The organism is Autumnicola patrickiae (assembly GCF_031846525.1).
In the GTDB taxonomy this organism is placed as follows: domain Bacteria; phylum Bacteroidota; class Bacteroidia; order Flavobacteriales; family Flavobacteriaceae; genus Autumnicola; species Autumnicola patrickiae.
Genome location: NZ_JAVRHM010000015.1, coordinates 1 through 15838 on the forward strand (window position 1 = coordinate 1; position 15838 = coordinate 15838).

At 38.4% G+C, this 15838-nt stretch carries 18 protein-coding genes; 9 read left to right on the forward strand and 9 right to left on the reverse strand.

What is annotated here, in order from left to right; translation table 11 throughout:
* Positions 1–72: 72 nt before the first annotated feature.
* Positions 73–693 carry a DUF5004 domain-containing protein gene (locus tag RM549_RS12895; protein ID WP_311685479.1) on the reverse strand — a complete coding sequence of 207 codons (621 nt, stop codon included), beginning with the start codon at positions 691–693 and terminating at the stop codon, positions 73–75.
* Positions 694–1033: 340 nt separating this feature from the next.
* Here RM549_RS12895 and rplM point away from each other — a divergent pair, with 340 nt between their 5' ends.
* From rplM to RM549_RS12930, 7 genes are all read left to right on the forward strand, one after another.
* Complete coding sequence (gene rplM, locus RM549_RS12900; protein ID WP_311498586.1) at positions 1034–1489, forward strand: 50S ribosomal protein L13; 456 nt, start codon at positions 1034–1036, stop codon at positions 1487–1489.
* Positions 1489–1875 (forward strand): 30S ribosomal protein S9, encoded by a 387-nt coding sequence (gene rpsI / locus RM549_RS12905; RefSeq protein ID WP_311685481.1) that lies wholly within the window; start codon positions 1489–1491, stop codon positions 1873–1875. The genes rplM and rpsI overlap by 1 nt, the downstream gene beginning before the upstream one ends.
* Positions 1876–2060: 185 nt before the next feature.
* Entirely contained in the window at positions 2061–2972 is a 912-nt protein-coding gene (gene rpsB / locus RM549_RS12910) for a 30S ribosomal protein S2 (RefSeq protein ID WP_311685483.1), read from the forward strand.
* Between the two features lie 91 nt (positions 2973–3063).
* Positions 3064–3891 carry a translation elongation factor Ts gene (gene tsf, locus RM549_RS12915; protein ID WP_311685485.1) on the forward strand — a complete coding sequence of 276 codons (828 nt, stop codon included), beginning with the start codon at positions 3064–3066 and terminating at the stop codon, positions 3889–3891.
* A 164-nt stretch (positions 3892–4055) separates the two neighbouring features.
* Positions 4056–4802, forward strand: a complete 747-nt coding sequence (locus tag RM549_RS12920; RefSeq protein ID WP_311685487.1) for a tRNA1(Val) (adenine(37)-N6)-methyltransferase — start codon at positions 4056–4058, stop codon at positions 4800–4802.
* 134 nt (positions 4803–4936) lie between these two features.
* Positions 4937–6112 (forward strand): acyl-CoA dehydrogenase family protein, encoded by a 1176-nt coding sequence (locus RM549_RS12925; RefSeq protein WP_311685489.1) that lies wholly within the window; start codon positions 4937–4939, stop codon positions 6110–6112.
* Positions 6113–6540: 428 nt separating this feature from the next.
* Entirely contained in the window at positions 6541–7335 is a 795-nt protein-coding gene (locus RM549_RS12930; RefSeq protein WP_311685491.1) for a DUF3050 domain-containing protein, read from the forward strand.
* A gap of 240 nt (positions 7336–7575) precedes the next feature.
* On the opposite strand, the gene RM549_RS12935 is transcribed toward RM549_RS12930, so the two are convergent.
* From RM549_RS12935 to trmB, 6 genes are all read right to left on the reverse strand, one after another.
* Entirely contained in the window at positions 7576–7911 is a 336-nt protein-coding gene (locus RM549_RS12935; RefSeq protein WP_311482706.1) for a 2Fe-2S iron-sulfur cluster-binding protein, read from the reverse strand.
* Between the two features lie 193 nt (positions 7912–8104).
* A complete protein-coding gene (locus RM549_RS12940) occupies positions 8105–8347 on the reverse strand; it encodes a NifU family protein (RefSeq protein WP_311685493.1) in 243 nt (80 codons plus the stop codon).
* Positions 8348–9484 carry an Mrp/NBP35 family ATP-binding protein gene (locus RM549_RS12945; protein WP_311685495.1) on the reverse strand — a complete coding sequence of 379 codons (1137 nt, stop codon included), beginning with the start codon at positions 9482–9484 and terminating at the stop codon, positions 8348–8350.
* Positions 9485–9685: 201 nt separating this feature from the next.
* Entirely contained in the window at positions 9686–10027 is a 342-nt protein-coding gene (locus RM549_RS12950) for an MGMT family protein (RefSeq protein ID WP_311685497.1), read from the reverse strand.
* On the reverse strand, positions 10024–10647 hold the full coding sequence (locus RM549_RS12955; protein ID WP_311685499.1) for a LysE family translocator: 624 nt from the start codon (positions 10645–10647) through the stop codon (positions 10024–10026). The genes RM549_RS12950 and RM549_RS12955 overlap by 4 nt, the downstream gene beginning before the upstream one ends.
* A gap of 2 nt (positions 10648–10649) precedes the next feature.
* A complete protein-coding gene (gene trmB / locus RM549_RS12960; RefSeq protein ID WP_311685501.1) occupies positions 10650–11321 on the reverse strand; it encodes a tRNA (guanosine(46)-N7)-methyltransferase TrmB in 672 nt (223 codons plus the stop codon).
* 68 nt (positions 11322–11389) lie between these two features.
* Between trmB and RM549_RS12965 the strand changes: the two genes are divergently transcribed.
* Complete coding sequence (locus tag RM549_RS12965; protein WP_311685503.1) at positions 11390–12439, forward strand: glycosyltransferase; 1050 nt, start codon at positions 11390–11392, stop codon at positions 12437–12439.
* Here the strand turns inward: RM549_RS12965 and RM549_RS12970 are convergent.
* Positions 12386–13465 carry a sensor histidine kinase gene (locus RM549_RS12970; RefSeq protein ID WP_311685505.1) on the reverse strand — a complete coding sequence of 360 codons (1080 nt, stop codon included), beginning with the start codon at positions 13463–13465 and terminating at the stop codon, positions 12386–12388. The genes RM549_RS12965 and RM549_RS12970 overlap by 54 nt on opposite strands.
* Complete coding sequence (locus RM549_RS12975) at positions 13465–14148, reverse strand: response regulator transcription factor (RefSeq protein ID WP_311685507.1); 684 nt, start codon at positions 14146–14148, stop codon at positions 13465–13467. Before RM549_RS12975 ends, RM549_RS12970 begins: the two co-directional genes overlap by 1 nt.
* Positions 14149–14461: 313 nt before the next feature.
* Here RM549_RS12975 and RM549_RS12980 point away from each other — a divergent pair, with 313 nt between their 5' ends.
* Entirely contained in the window at positions 14462–15793 is a 1332-nt protein-coding gene (locus tag RM549_RS12980; protein ID WP_311685509.1) for a hypothetical protein, read from the forward strand.
* Positions 15794–15838: the final 45 nt, after the last annotated feature.

Consider the following 15838-nt stretch of genomic DNA (forward strand, 5'->3'; position numbering starts at 1 on the left):
TAAATTTAATCCTTTAATAATCTGTATCGATTATTTAGGACTAGACAAACACTAAACTAATCGTCTAATTTTTTATTGTACTTTTATATATACCGTTTCTAATGTTTTTACCGCTGAAACAATAGTGGTTTCGCGGCCGTCATTAATGTAACCTGCTTCGACACCTTCATTAACTTCGGTAACTGTAGTTATAACGTGTAAATATTCCTGTCCATTCTCAGTTATTAAATCAATAGTTTTTGAATCGACATAAGTTAGTCCGTTTACTTCAAATGTCACCTCTAGTTTGGTGTCGTCATTCACACTAATAACATCATATTCCGCGAGGTATATACCGTAACTACAGCTAAATCCATTATTCTTAAAATCCAGTTTCGCCTGACCTGTTTTAACCGTCCCGTCTTCATTAAAGATAAAGTACATATCATCAAAACAAGTAGTTTCTTCTAATATATTTGTACTCGTATCTGGATCACCATCATTGAGGTTCACCTCCGCATCTGAAGTCATAGCAGAAAGTTCCCATCTGCCAACAAGAGTGCTTTGCTCTATTGTAGCGTTGCTTACTTTTAAAACATCTGTATTTGCAACTGCCATTTCATCATTTTCAGGCTCACAAGAAATCGTTAAACCTGCAACCATCACAATCATACCAAATGCTCCGGTCAATTTCTTTAATCTATTCATTTTCATTCATTAAGATTTGGAAATGCAAATGTAGGGCAGTAAATAATCATTTATAACTTTATTAACATTAAAAATACTCTTTATCGATCTTTTTATACTTTTTGACGTTTGCAAGTAACCCTAACTTTTTGTTCCTGCCATTTGTAGTTTATCTTGGCAGTCTTCTTTCCTGCTTTTTTAAAGTCACCCGACACTTCTGACAATCAGTCTTTTCCACCTATTTAAAATAATGAAAGTCCTATTTGCTATATGAATTTATAATTGTACATTTGCACCCCTGTTTTCCCGATACTATATTCGGGATTACAGGAATGGAATGTTTAATTATTAAGTAAAACTATTTAGTGTGGACACATTAAGTTACAAAACAGTATCGGCCAATAAGGCCACCGTTACCAAAGAATGGGTACACGTAGATGCTGAAGGACAAACACTGGGACGTCTTGCTTCTAAAGTAGCAAAATTACTAAGAGGGAAGTACAAACCAAACTTCACCCCACACGTTGATTGCGGAGATAACGTTGTTATTACCAACGCCAGCGGAATCAACTTAACCGGAAAGAAATGGGATTCTAAAGAATACATTCGCCATACCGGTTATCCAGGTGGACAAAGAAGTCTTACAGCATCCGAATTATTCAACAAAGCTCCTGAGCGTTTGGTGGAAAAAGCGGTAAAAGGAATGTTGCCTAAAAACAAATTAGGAGCAGACCTATTCAGAAATTTAAAGGTTTACGCGGGATCTGACCACGATCAGGAAGCTCAAAAACCTAAAACTATTAACTTAAACGATCTTAAGTAATGGAGGTTATTCACAAAATTGGTCGTAGAAAGACGGCAGTTGCACGTGTTTATGTTTCTGATGGAAATGGGAACATCACCGTGAACAAAAAAGACATGAACGATTACTTTACTACAGGTACGCTTCAGTACAAAGTTAATCAGCCGTTAACTCTTACCGGCAACGATAAAACTTTTGATGTAAAAGTAAACGTTTACGGAGGTGGAATTACAGGACAGGCAGAAGCTATTCGTCTTGCACTTTCCAGAGCAATGGTTCAACTGGACGAAGAAAACCGTACTACTCTTAAACCGGAAGGTTTATTAACAAGAGATCCTCGTATGGTAGAACGTAAGAAATACGGACAGAAGAAAGCCCGTAAGAAATTCCAGTTCTCTAAACGTTAATTGTTTGGGCACAGCCCTAAAAGTTCATTTAAAATTAAAAAAGATTTTTGTTGTTACCCTTTGTGATGCTGCGCTGGTCAAAGCATCATTGGGAGTTAGTTTAGCATCTAAACAAGCAAGGCCGTATTTTATTAAATAGCCACTTGCCTGTTGCTATCTTCAACAGAACGTAAACTATTACAAAAATGGCAAACAAAGTAGAAGTAAAAGAATTACTTGACGCAGGTGTACATTTTGGACACCTTACAAGAAGATGGAATCCAAATATGGCTCCTTATATTTATATGGAGCGCAACGGGATTCACATCATTAACTTATACAAAAGTGCTGCTAAAATGCAGGAAGCCGGTGAGGCTTTGGCAAAAATCGCAGCCAGTGGTAGAAAAATACTATTCGTAGCTACCAAAAAACAAGCAAAAGAGATTGTAGCTGAACAAGCTGAGAGAGCAAACATGCCTTACATCACAGAAAGATGGCCTGGTGGAATGCTTACCAACTTCGTAACTATCCGTAAAGCTGTTAAGAAAATGGCTTCTATTGATAGAATGAAAAAAGACGGTACGTTTAACACGCTTTCCAAAAAGGAACGTTTGCAGGTAGATCGTCTTAGAGCTAAGTTAGAAAAAAACTTAGGTTCTATTTCAGACATGTCAAGACTTCCGGCAGCCTTGTTTATTGTTGATATTACACGTGAACACATTGCAGTTAAAGAAGCTCAAAAATTAAACATTCCAATTTTCGCGATGGTGGATACCAATTCAGATCCACGTGAAGTAGATTATTTGATCCCTTCTAACGACGATGCTTCAAAATCTATCAGCAAAGTAATTTCTTATGTTGCAGATTCTATTGTTGAAGGCTTATCAGACAGAAAGACAAGCAAAGATTCAAAGAAGAAAGACGAGAATGATGAAGATGGAGGTGGTAAGGTTGCAAAATCAGAAATGGCTCCAAAATTGAAAAAGCAGAAAGCTGAAGTTCCTTCTCAGGATCCCGAAGATCAAAAGGCTATGAGAGAAGCTAAACAAGACGTGAAGCTTCAATCTAAACAAAAGACTTTAGATAAAGCTTCAGACGATAACGGAGAAGAAGAATAAATATAACAGTTTGGTAAATTTTATAAGTCGTTTAGTTCATTTCATTATACTTGACTAAACGACTTGTTAATTCTAAATAAAATATAAGACTATGGCTAAGATATCCGCCGCAGAAGTAAATAAACTAAGAAAAGCTACCGGTGCAGGAATGATGGACTGCAAGAAAGCTTTGGTAGAAGTTGATGGTGATTTTGACAAAGCAATTGAAGTGCTTCGTAAAAAAGGCCAAAAAGTTGCTGCAAAGAGAGCAGACAGAGAATCCAGTGAAGGTGCAGCAATTGCAAAAGTAAATAACGACAGTACTAAAGGTGCCGTTATTTCCCTTAACTGTGAAACAGATTTCGTTGCCAAAAACGAAGATTTCGTAGCTCTTGCACAAAGTCTTGCTGAGCTTGCTCTTGATTACAATACCAAAGAAGAACTTTTGGCTGCAGACTATAAAGGAATTACTGTTCAGGAAAAACTTACTGAGCAAACTGGTGTTATCGGTGAGAAAATTGAGATTGGTGCTTTTAAGACTTTACAAGCTCCTTTCGTAGGTTCTTACATTCACGCAGGTAACAAAATCGCTGTTCTTACAGGTCTTTCTGCAAACGTAGACGGTGCAGATGAAGCTGCTAAAAACGTTTCTATGCAAGCTGCTGCAATGAATCCCGTTGCTTTAAATGAAGACGGAGTAGACCAAACTACAATTGATAAAGAAATTGAAATTGCAAAAGATCAATTGCGCCAGGAAGGAAAACCTGAAGAAATGCTTGATAAAATTGCAAAAGGAAAAATTCAGCGTTTCTTTAAAGACAACACTTTAGTGAACCAGGATTACATAAAAGGCAATAAAGAAAGTGTTGCAGACTATGTAAAATCTGTAGATTCTCAACTTGAAGTTGTTGCTTTCGAAAGAGTTGCTCTTGGTGAGTAATTTCTTCTGAAGAAAATATTTTAAACCGCTTTCTTATTAGGAAGCGGTTTTTTATTTTTAAGCTAAATAATCCTTGTTTAGCTTTAGATTTACTACAGGTCGATAATTGCCATTTTTGACCATCGTCTTTTGTTCTGCTGAAAACTTCTAATTCTGTACTCTCTATGCCTGATCAAATATTCAAATTCAAAGAATTTTCCGTCGCTCAGGATAAAGCTGCGATGAAAATAGGTACAGACGGCGTTTTACTGGGCGCCTGGACACCTTTGGATCATAATCCGGAGTCTATACTCGATATTGGGGCTGGAACAGGGCTACTTGCTCTAATGATGGCTCAAAGATCTGCCGCTTTTAACATCGACGCCATAGAAATTGAAGAAAATGCTTATGAACAGGCAGTCGAAAACTTTGAAAACAGTGATTGGGGAGACAGATTGTTCTGTTATCACGCAGATTTAAATGAATTTGCTGAAGAAATGCAGGATGAGGAAAAATACGACCTCATTATATCCAATCCGCCTTTTTATGCTGCTCCCTTTTCTTCAGAAGTAGACGAAAATGAGGAAAAAATGAGCAGTGCCAGGAAAATGGCCAGATTTTCAGATTCTCTTCCATTCGAGCATCTGCTTCGCGGTGTCTCCGTTTTACTTTCTGAAGAAGGAATCTTCAGCGTGATTATCCCTTTTTCCGAAGAAGAAAAATTTATTGATCTTGCTTCCCAAGTACATCTTTTTCCGAAGAAAATAACCCGGGTAAGAGGAACTAAAGACTCTACCTTAAAAAGGTCATTATTGGCATTTTCCTTTAAAAAAACCGAACCGGTGACAGATGAGTTAATCATCGAAATTTCCAGACATAATTATACTGAAGCTTATAAAGAATTGGTCGCTCCGTTTTACCTGAAGTTATAACGGCTAAGAAAGGATTATGATTTCCGTTTAGTACAAGTATTTGATCTATATACCAAAAATTGCCATTTTAGGCATTTCGCTAAAAAATTGTTTGCTGCAAAAGTCCTGGTTATATTTGTGTATAAACCACCAGCATGAAAGAAGATCTTTTCCAGGCTCCCGATTATTACAATCTCGACGAGCTGCTTACCGAAGAACATAAGATAGTTCGCAAAGCCGCAAGAGACTTTGTGAAAAAAGAAATCTCTCCTATAATTGAAGAAGCGGCTCAAAAAGCTGAATTTCCGAAACAGCTTTTAAAAGGATTGGGCGAAATTGGTGCTTTTGGTTCCTTTATCCCAGAAAAATATGGTGGTGCCGGCCTGGATCAAATTTCATACGGACTCATTATGCAGGAACTTGAGCGTGGCGACAGCGGAATCCGTTCTACAGCTTCGGTTCAAACTTCGCTGGTGATGGATCCAATCCTGAAATTCGGGACAGAGGAGCAGCGCAAGAAATATCTTCCGAAGCTTGCCAGCGGGGAAATGATCGGCTCTTTTGGTTTAACCGAACCTGATCACGGCTCCAATCCGGCCGGAATGACAACAAACTTTAAAGACAAAGGAGATCATTATTTGCTAAATGGGTCGAAAATGTGGATTTCTAATGCTCCGTTTGCAGATATCGCCATCGTATGGGCTAAGGATGAAAATGAGCGAATTCACGGCCTTATTGTGGAACGCGGAATGCGAGGATTTTCCACCCCCGAAACTCACAACAAATGGTCATTACGTGCAAGTGCCACCGGAGAACTGGTTTTCGACAATGTGAAAGTTCCGAAGGAAAATTTACTACCAAATAAGAGCGGACTCGGAGCACCATTAGGCTGTCTCGACTCGGCAAGATTCGGAATTTCCTGGGGAGCAATTGGCGCGGCTATGGATTGCTACGATACTGCACTACGCTATGCGAAAGAACGTATTCAGTTTAATAAACCAATTGCAGCAAAACAACTTCAACAGAAAAAACTGGCAGAAATGGTCACAGAGATCACTAAAGCACAATTATTGGCCTGGAGACTGGCAGTACTCAGAAACGAAGGAAAAGCAACTTCGGCACAAATATCCATGGCCAAAAGGAATAATGTGGAAATGGCGCTTAAAATAGCCCGGGAAGCCCGACAGATTTTGGGTGCAATGGGCATAAGCGGCGAGTATAGCATTATGAGGCATATGATGAACCTGGAAAGTGTAATTACTTATGAAGGCACACATGATATTCATCTATTAATAACAGGAATGGATATTACGGGACACGCAGCGTTTTAAATTTTTACAAAAAAGTTAAAGAGGAAAAGAGTTAAAGAGAGAATGAGGAAATTACAGATTTCTTTACATAAATCCTCATGAAAAATCAGGATTAAAATAATAGTCAAACTAAATCCTTCCTCAGAATTCGGATCTCTATTGTAGATCAAAACAGGGGCAGCGTTTACAACGCTTACCTTTTTTGTAACTCTCACAACACTTTTTCTTCAGCGCTTTAGGTTTTTTTGCAACCACGCCATCTATTTTCAGATACTCCTTAGACTTTTTAGAGTAAAAAACAATGATGTTAAATGAAGTTGTAAAGCAGGTATTCATATTTTTAAAGTTATTGCAAAAAGAGCAATTTTAGGGTTAAATCTACTTTAAAGTATTCATATATTTTTAAAAATCCGTCTTCACCTGTTACTTTTGCAAAAACCGAGATTTTTATGATAAAGGAAATAAATAGTAGCCTGAAACCGAAAAAAGAACAGCTTTTAAATCATTCCCTGTACCAAAAAATCACCTCCCCGCAACAGCTAAGGATTTTTATGGAGCACCATGTATTTGCGGTATGGGATTTTATGTCGCTGCTAACCGCGCTTCAGGAAAAACTTACCAAAACCACACAACCCTGGTTTCCTACAGGTGATCCCGAAATAAGATACCTTATTCACGAGATAATCCTCGCTGAAGATACCGATGTAAATTTAAAAGGTGAACACCAAAGTCATTTCGAGATGTATCTTGAGGCAATGGCATCGGCTGGTGCGGAAACGCGAAAAATTGAAGATTTTCTGCTTCAGGTAAATCACGGCACCGATATCTTTTTAATTATAGCTGCGAGCAAAATTCCGATAAGTATAAAACAATTTCTAAAGAACACCTTCGATGTAATTTCTGAAGGGAAACCGCATAATATTGCCGCCTCATTTGCCTTTGGCCGGGAAGGTCTTATTCCGGAAATGTTCTCCTCTATTATTCAGAATATCCAGAAGAAGTTTCCTGAGAACGATCTTAAATTATTTAAATATTACTTTGACAGACACATCGAACTCGATGGCGACGAACATGGTCCTATGGCATTTAAAATGATAGAAAAACTCTGCGGAAATGATCCCGTAAAATGGGAAGAAGCCACACAAACTGCAGAAAACGCGCTTTCAAGCAGAATAGAACTTTGGAATGGAATAGAAGAATGTATTTTAGAGAACATAGATTCTGAAAACCTGCAAAGGATTTAAAGTGAATTCTTCAAAATATATGCTTTTAAGCAGATGCCTGAAAATGGCAATTTTCGTCCAATAGGTTTTAAAGAAAAAGACCTGTCAGGTTTTTAAAACCTAACAGGTCTGGCTTGAAATGACTGTTTCCTTGCAAAAAGGACATTTCGTTTACAATAAGTTGATAATTGGCAAATTCCAGATTAAACTTTTAAGAAATAAAAACCTCCCAACTTCAAAAGCTGTAAGGTATTGAATTTATCAAGTAGACTCCGGAGCCAACTTAACTTCAAGCCCGTCCAGTTCTTCGGTAATTGGAATCTGGCAGCTTAAACGGCTATTGGACTCCACGAAAAATGCCTGATCCAGCATGTCCTCTTCTTCGATACTTTGTTCCGGCAACATATGCTCCAGATTAAGGATGTAGCACTGGCAGGAGGCACACATAGCCATACCGCCGCAAATTCCAATTGTGCCTTCAGGAGCAAGCTCGTATGAGCGAACTACTTCCATAAGGTTCATATTCATATCTGTGGGAGCATCTACCAAATGTGCTTCGCCTTCACGGTCGATAATCGTAATTTTAATATCAGACATATTTTAAGTAAAAAAAGATCTTATTCGTGTTTAAAATGATAAAGCTGAAATAGTCACTTAAAAATTAAAGCAGACAATTTCAGCTAATTTGATTAAACCATCTAATTATTTATCAATTATAGGATTTTATTCCGAATCACAGTTAACGTAGCTATTCTTCCGAATAAATATTCAGGATTTCATTAAAGGAAAATTACCCTTCTACGTTAATCACCTGTTCAATTTGTGGTACGTATTTCTTGATCGTCATCTCCACGCCAGATTTGAGCGTCATTGTATTAACAGAACAGCCTACGCATGCGCCTTCCAGCTGAACTTTTACCAGGCGATCATCTTCAATGGAAACTAAAGATATATCCCCTCCATCACTTATTAGAAACGGACGGATCTCGGCCAAAGCCTTCTCTACGTTTAATTTAACTTCTTCGCTCGTCATTTATTTCTTTTTAACTGCACTACATCCCGCCATTGTGGTGATCTTAACAGCTTCGGTTGCCGGCAGATTTTCGTTTCTTTTCACAGTTTCTTCAACCATGTTCCTTGTAATCTCTTTAAAAGCATTTTCTAACGGAGTATCTTCCTGCAAAGCAGCAGGACGTCCAATATCTCCAGATTCCCTAAGGCTCTGCACCAATGGAACTTCTCCCAAAAACCGAACCTTTAAATCTTCAGCCAGATTTTTCGCCCCCTCTCTCCCAAAGATATAATATTTATTGTCAGGCAATTCTTCCGGAGTAAAATACGCCATATTTTCAACAATACCCAGCACTGGAACGTTTATACTTTCCTGTTGGAACATTGCCACTCCCCGTTTTGCATCTGCCAACGCCATATTTTGAGGTGTGCTAACCACAACAGCTCCGGTGATTGGCAAAGACTGCATGATGGAAAGGTGAATATCACCTGTTCCCGGAGGAAGATCTACTAAAAGAAAGTCCAATTCTCCCCACGCAGCATCAAAAATCATCTGGTTGAGCGCCTTGGCAGCCATTGGTCCTCTCCATACAACTGCCTGATTGGGTTTTGTAAAGAAACCTATAGACAAAATTTTCACGCCATAATTCTCAATAGGCTTCATCTTGGACTTTCCATTAATATTTACAGAAAGAGGCCTTTCAGCTTCTACATCGAACATCATAGGCGTCGACGGGCCATAAATATCTGCATCAAGAATACCAACATTAAAACCCATTTTAGATAATGTAACAGCCAGGTTTGCTGTTACCGTAGATTTTCCAACCCCTCCTTTTCCGGAGGCAACAGCTACTATATTTTTAATACCAGGAATAGGTTTTCCTTTTATTTCAGGTTTTTTCTGTTCCTGTGCTTCAACTTTAATATTAACTTTAACTTTGGCTTTTTGGTAAACCTTCTCGTGTATGGCTTTTAAAATATCAACCTCTGCCCTCTTTTTTATATGAAGTGCAGGCGTAGCAAGAACTAAATCCACAACCACCTCATCACCAAAAATCATTATGTTTTGTACTGCACCAGATTCCACCATATTTTTACCTTCCCCGGCTACTGAGATGGTCTCGAGTGCTTCTAAAATATCTTTCTTCTTCAATACCACGATATTCCTTTTTTTCAGAAGAAAAATTCAGCTCTTCTGATTCTTCAGAAAAAATGAAAATTTCTTAAAATTATTTGATCCAATAGCTCTTATATAGATCGATTCTAAACGCAAATATAGGTTGAAAAGCTAAGAAAACGAAGCTTTTGACCAGAATTGATTCCCACTCTCTAAGGTCCACCACAACTGGGGGAAACACAGTTATTCTTGCGTATTAAGTTCTTTTCCAGGATCCCAGAAATGTTTCCCGAAATCCTGAATTTTAAGATCTCTCACCGCCACCCCTTCCTCTTCCAAAAGCTGCTGCATGGCGTGAGTACCGCTAAAATGACTTTTCCCGGTTAAGAGTCCGTTTCTGTTTACAACCCGATGTGCAGGAACATCGGATTTTTCTTTAGATGCGTTCATAGCCCAGCCTACCATCCTGGCGCTTTGCGGAGAGCCTAAAAATCGGGCAATTGCACCATAGGAAGTAACCCTTCCACGTGGAATTTTAGCAGCCACATAATAAACCTTTTCAAAAAACCCGGCGTCTTTTGTCATGAAGTATATATTCTAAATAAGGTAATCACGATTAGCACCAACATAAGAAGCGCCATAAAATAGTTGGAAAACCGGGAGAAGGATTCTGTTTTGCCCTCAATCTTATTAAAAAAAACCACATAAAGATAAAGGCTGGTAAAAGTTCCTATGGCGCCGGCCAGGGTAAAGGAAAAAATCTTTAGCCATGGATAAAAAGCTCCAACACCTATGTTTAATGCTCCAGCAATTGCCACGAAATACGGAATAGGAAAAACATTTAGAACTGCAATAAGCATCCCTTTAAAGATACTATTGGATTTAGCCGTTTCAGATTGGTGCTCAATCCCTTCTTCTCGTTTAGCTTTTACAAAAAAATAAATTCCAAGGATAATAAAAATGACAAGGCCCGCCCTTAATAAAATATTCTGAACAAAAGGATTCGAAAAAATATAATTTGCCAAAAGCACGGCAATAAACGCCTGAAGAAGAACAATGAATGAAGCGCCCACTGCAACATAAAGTCCGTTTTTCTTTCCCTGTTCCACACAGGTTTTCGCAACTGTCATATTGACCAAACCAGGAGGGATAACCCCCAGAAAAGCGGCGAAATATGTGATGAGAAAAAGTTTTGCTTCTTCCAAGCCTATTTTATCTTAAACTGAATGTATGTAATTGGTTTTCCTTTCTCAAGGTACTGCTTTTCATAGAAAGTCTGGATTTCCCGCACTTCCTTTGGAGAATACTCATTTTTATAAATATTGTGGTGCGCATAAATAACCTCGTGCCCCTCTCCATGCAGCAACCCCAGCGTATAACCATGCATAAACTCGCTGTCGGTTTTCAGGTTTACGAGTCCGTCGTCTTTTAAAATTTGTTTATACTTCTGAAGAAATTCGGAATTTGTAAGTCGGTGTTTGGTCCTTTTATACTTTATCTGAGGATCTGGAAAGGTTATCCAAATTTCGCTTACTTCATTTTCAGCAAAAACATGAGTAATGAGTTCGATCTGCGTGCGTAGAAAAGCTACATTTTCCAGTTTTTCTTCCAGCGCAGTCTTCGCACCCCTCCAGAAACGGGCACCTTTAATGTCTATCCCGATAAAATTAGCATCGGGATTTTGTTGAGCAAGACCTACACTGTACTCACCTTTTCCGCAACCTAATTCCAGGATAATAGGTTTGTCATTTTTAAAAAATTCATTCCACCTTCCTTTCCATTCAAACTTTTTATCGGTAATTTCTTCTCGGGAGGGTTGAATGACATTTGAAAAATTTTCATTTTCCCTGAATCGTTTAAGCTTATTTTTACTTCCCACGTGATAATTTAATATTTTGGTAAAATTAAAGAAAATAGGTCACAGGCCGATAAGATTATATTTGTTAAATGCGAAAGAAACGGATTTTAGTCGCACCATTGAACTGGGGTTTAGGCCATGCCTCTCGTTGCATACCAATTATTAAGGGTCTGGAAGCAGAAAATTTTGAGCCCATTTTAGCTTCAGACGGAAATGCACTTTTACTTCTTCAAAAGGAATTTCCCCATTTAAAATCCTTTGAACTACCTTCCTATAAAGTTGAATACACCAAAAACGGAAGCAATTTTAAGTGGAAAATGATGTGGGATACTCCTAAACTCCTTAATGCAATTAAAGCTGAAAAAAAAGTCACAAAGAAGTTGGTAGAAGATCTTAACCTGGACGGAATAATTTCAGATAATCGCTTTGGAGTGAGGTATAAACATTTAAAATGCGTCTTTATTACCCATCAATTAAATGTTTTAAGCGGAACAACCACTTACTTCAGCAGTAAACTACACCAAAAATACATCAGGAAGTTCGATGAATGCTGGATTCCAGATGCTAAAGGTAAAAAAAACCTCAGCGGGATTCTTGGTCACCTGAATAAGCCTGATGAGAGCGTAAAATACCTTGGACCAATAAGCAGATTTGAGAAAAAGGATTTGCCAAAGAAGTATGATTACCTTCTCTTATTGTCTGGCCCCGAACCGCAACGAACTATCCTGGAAGAGCTGTTGCTCAAAGAATTCGCAGAAAGCAAGGCAAAAATTATACTGGTGAGAGGTGTCATTGAGGAAAATAACCGGCCCTCTAAAATGGCAAATATCGACATTGAGAATTACAGGTATGGTAAAGAATTGGAAGAAGCGGTTAATTCTTCTGAAGTTGTTATTTCCAGATCGGGCTATACCACGCTCCTGGACCTGGCAAAGCTGGAGAAAAAAGCCTTTTTTATTCCCACACCGGGACAGTTTGAACAGGAATACCTTGCAGAAAGACTTATGAACCTGGGTATAGCTCCTTCGTGTAAACAGAATGACTTTAAACTCTCACATCTGGAAGAAATCAGAAAATACAAAGGATTAAAAGATATCGGCTTCACTAACAGTTTCCGGGAGTTCTTCGCTCTTTTCTAAGGTAAAGGAAAATTCGCTTCCCACTCCAAAAACACTTTCTACATAAATCTTTTCCTCGTGGGCTTCAATAATGTGCTTTACAATCGCCAAACCAAGGCCTGACCCCCCTTCTTTCCTGGAACCGCTTTTATCCACTCTGTAAAAACGTTCAAACAATCTTGGAATATTCTCTTTTGCAATACCTTCCCCATTATCGGTAACCCTTACGATAACTTTGTTCTTGATTAGGTTCTCTATTGTAATTTCTGTAGTTCCATCTTTTTTACCGTATTTAATTGAATTTACCACAAGGTTTGTAAGTACCTGCTGGATTCGCTCCCTATCCCCGTAAACATAAATTGCCTTTTGATAATCGGTATCGAACGTAAGGGTAATGTTTTTTTTGGCTGCTTTCATTTCAAGCAGATCAAAAGTATTTTGAATAAGTTCCACGATATTAAAATCTTCCAATTGCAAATGCAAATCCCCTACTTCCAGCTTACTAATCATATCGAGATCTTTGACGATATATATCAATCTTTCTACTCCCTTACTGGCACGGGTAAGATATTTCTTCCTTACAGCTTTATCCTTCATTGCACCATCGAGCAAAGTGAGAATATAACCCTGTACGGTAAAGAGCGGAGTTTTTAACTCATGGGACACATTGCCCATAAATTCTTTTCTATAGCCCTCCCTAATCTTAAGAGCTTCGATTTCCAGCTTTTTATTTTCGGCAAACTTTTCTACCTCTCTGGTAAGGGTAGCCATATCTGTCGTTACCTGGCTGGGCCGCAGCGTGGTAGAATCTAACAATGACACGTTGTCGTAAATCTTTTTAATACGCCGGTAAATAAAATATTCTACCCGCTGCTGAATGATAAAAAAGGAAAAAATATATAATAAGAATAAAAATATAAGAAAAGGCACCCATAGAAAAGTATCCATGTAATACAAGAAAACAGCCAGTAAAAAACCTACAAAAATAGTAATGTAGATCGATGTCTTTATTGCAAATTTATATGAACGCTTAAATTTATTTGCCATTAAACTACAAACTTATACCCAACTCCTTTTACGGTTTTAAAACTGTCATCCCCAATTTTTTCACGAAGTTTCCTTATATGAACATCTATAGTACGACCTCCAACTACAACATCGTTTCCCCAGATTTTATCCATAATGTCTTCCCGTTTAAAAACTTTTCCTGGTTTGGAAGCAAGAAGGGAAAGTAATTCGAATTCTTTCCTGGGCAGCAGCATTTCCTCGTTGTCCTTAATAATTTTATACTCTTCCCTATTTATGGTAAGATCACCAATCTTTACAATACTGGCATTAGAAGTATCGTCTTTAAACCGTCTTAAAAGCGCTTTTACTTTACTGGTAAGCACCTTCGGCTTTATAGGCTTGGTTATATAATCATCGGCACCCGCATCAAAGCCAGCCATTTGGGAGTAATCTTCACCCCTGGCAGTAAGAAAGGTAATGATAGTATCTTCCAGTTCGGGTATTTTCCTGATTTTTTCACAGGCTTCAATACCATCCATTCCCGGCATCATCACATCCAGAATGATGAGATGAGGGTTCTTTTTCTTTGCAAGCTTTACACCATCGGCGCCATTATCTGCAGTAATAACTTTATATCCTTCAGAAGAAAGATTATAGCTCACTATTTCCAGGATATCCGGTTCATCATCCACCAGAAGGATAAGAATGTCTTTTTTCTTCATTTTCTATAACAGTTAAAATTTCAAGGTAAAAGTAAATATAAATTTCAATTAAACTTACTGAGCTCCAGGGGCCCCATAACCTTAAATTAACATCTAAAACAGGTAGAACCTTTGCCAAAGTAGGCATTTTCCCGAATACCAGCAATTAACAGCAGAGCAACCTCACTCAAAAGGGACTATTGCTAAACTATTTTATAACATTTCCCTTTCTGTATTAACACAAGCTTAAACTTCACATAAGACCCTACTTAACCTAAGCTTGTTTATTTGCCGTGAATTTAAAACTCACTATTTAAACTAAACTATTGAGATTATGAAAAAACTAATTATTGCAGGTTTTGCAATTGCGGCTTTAGGACTAACCAGTTGTAGCGATGATGATGATGCAACTAACGAACCTATAGCATCTTGTACAGATGGCATTAGAAATGGAAATGAAACCGGGGTTGATTGCGGTGGCCCTTGTGCTGACTGTGATGAAGATCCGGGTGAGACTCCAGGAGGTGAAACTCCGCAGGACGAAGATCTTTCTGGATTATTAACTGAAGATTTTACGCTAACCAATGATCTCATATGGGAGATAAACGGAAAATTTGTAGTTGGAAATGGAGCAACCCTTACTATCGAACCAGGAACTATTATTAAGGGTCGCGAAGGAACAGGCTCACTAGCTTCTGCTCTTATTGTAGCTCGTGGTGGTAAAATTATGGCTGAAGGTACTGCTGAAGAGCCAATTATTTTCACGTCTATTAATGACAACATTGAAGTTGGACAAAAACAAGGATCTAACCTTGATGAAAACGACCGTGGTCTTTGGGGTGGTGTTCTTATTTTAGGAAATGCGCCAAGCTCTTTTGAAGGTGACTCAGAAGAATCACAAATAGAAGGTATTCCTGCAGATGACGATTACGGCCGTTATGGAGGAGATGTTGCCGATGATAATTCTGGTGTGTTTAAATATGTCTCTATCCGTCACGGTGGCGCTCTAATTGGTTCAGGTAACGAAATTAACGGACTTACACTTGGTGGTGTTGGTAGTGGTACTGTAATAGATCACATAGAAGTAGTAGGTAACGTTGATGATGGTGTAGAATGGTTTGGAGGCACCGTAAATTCCAGCAATATCGTAGTATTTGCAGGAGGGGATGATGGTCTTGATATAGATCAGGCCTATTCCGGAACTATTTCCAATGCTGTTGTGATCCAGGGTGCTGAGTCTGATCACGGTCTTGAAATCGATGGTCCTGAAGGAACGCTAGAAGGTTCCTTTACCATAGAAGACCTGACCCTTATAGGTTATGCTGATTCTCCATCAGGAGAAATGGCTAGTTTCAGGGATGGTGCAACAGGAAGCTTAAACAACGTTTTAGCAATGGGCTTCAATTCGACTCAAGACGTTGATTTAGATGGACAAAATACTGCCGACAGTTATGCTGATGGTAACATAATTTTATCCAATTGGGAAATTGTATTACCAGAAGGCGTAGAAAGTGTTTCTTCAATCTTTGTTGATACTACAGAAAGTACAGATTTCTCTAGTGACGCTACCGAGTTTGCTACAGCAATAGATCGAGACCAGGAAACCGTAGGTGCAGACCTTTCGGTTTTTGAATGGACTTACGCTAGCTTCAAAGGTGCATTTTAAAAAGATTATAAATAAGACCAGATAAATGGCTTTTTAAATTGCTCG

Bases quoted from the DNA above. Each gene is read 5' to 3' on its own strand.
- RM549_RS12935 (WP_311482706.1), bottom strand. From the start codon at position 7,911: ATGTCTGATATTAAAATTACGATTATCGACCGTGAAGGCGAAGCACAT.
- RM549_RS12950 (WP_311685497.1), bottom strand. From the start codon at position 10,027: ATGACAAAAGACGCCGGGTTTTTTGAAAAGGTTTATTATGTGGCTGCT.
- RM549_RS12920 (WP_311685487.1), top strand. From the start codon at position 4,056: ATGCCTGATCAAATATTCAAATTCAAAGAATTTTCCGTCGCTCAGGAT.
- rpsI (WP_311685481.1), top strand. From the start codon at position 1,489: ATGGAGGTTATTCACAAAATTGGTCGTAGAAAGACGGCAGTTGCACGT.
- RM549_RS12970 (WP_311685505.1), bottom strand. From the start codon at position 13,465: ATGGCAAATAAATTTAAGCGTTCATATAAATTTGCAATAAAGACATCG.
- RM549_RS12925 (WP_311685489.1), top strand. From the start codon at position 4,937: ATGAAAGAAGATCTTTTCCAGGCTCCCGATTATTACAATCTCGACGAG.
- rpsB (WP_311685483.1), top strand. From the start codon at position 2,061: ATGGCAAACAAAGTAGAAGTAAAAGAATTACTTGACGCAGGTGTACAT.
- RM549_RS12980 (WP_311685509.1), top strand. From the start codon at position 14,462: ATGAAAAAACTAATTATTGCAGGTTTTGCAATTGCGGCTTTAGGACTA.
- RM549_RS12930 (WP_311685491.1), top strand. From the start codon at position 6,541: ATGATAAAGGAAATAAATAGTAGCCTGAAACCGAAAAAAGAACAGCTT.
- RM549_RS12895 (WP_311685479.1), bottom strand. From the start codon at position 693: ATGAAAATGAATAGATTAAAGAAATTGACCGGAGCATTTGGTATGATT.
- tsf (WP_311685485.1), top strand. From the start codon at position 3,064: ATGGCTAAGATATCCGCCGCAGAAGTAAATAAACTAAGAAAAGCTACC.
- RM549_RS12940 (WP_311685493.1), bottom strand. From the start codon at position 8,347: ATGACGAGCGAAGAAGTTAAATTAAACGTAGAGAAGGCTTTGGCCGAG.
- RM549_RS12975 (WP_311685507.1), bottom strand. From the start codon at position 14,148: ATGAAGAAAAAAGACATTCTTATCCTTCTGGTGGATGATGAACCGGAT.
- RM549_RS12965 (WP_311685503.1), top strand. From the start codon at position 11,390: ATGCGAAAGAAACGGATTTTAGTCGCACCATTGAACTGGGGTTTAGGC.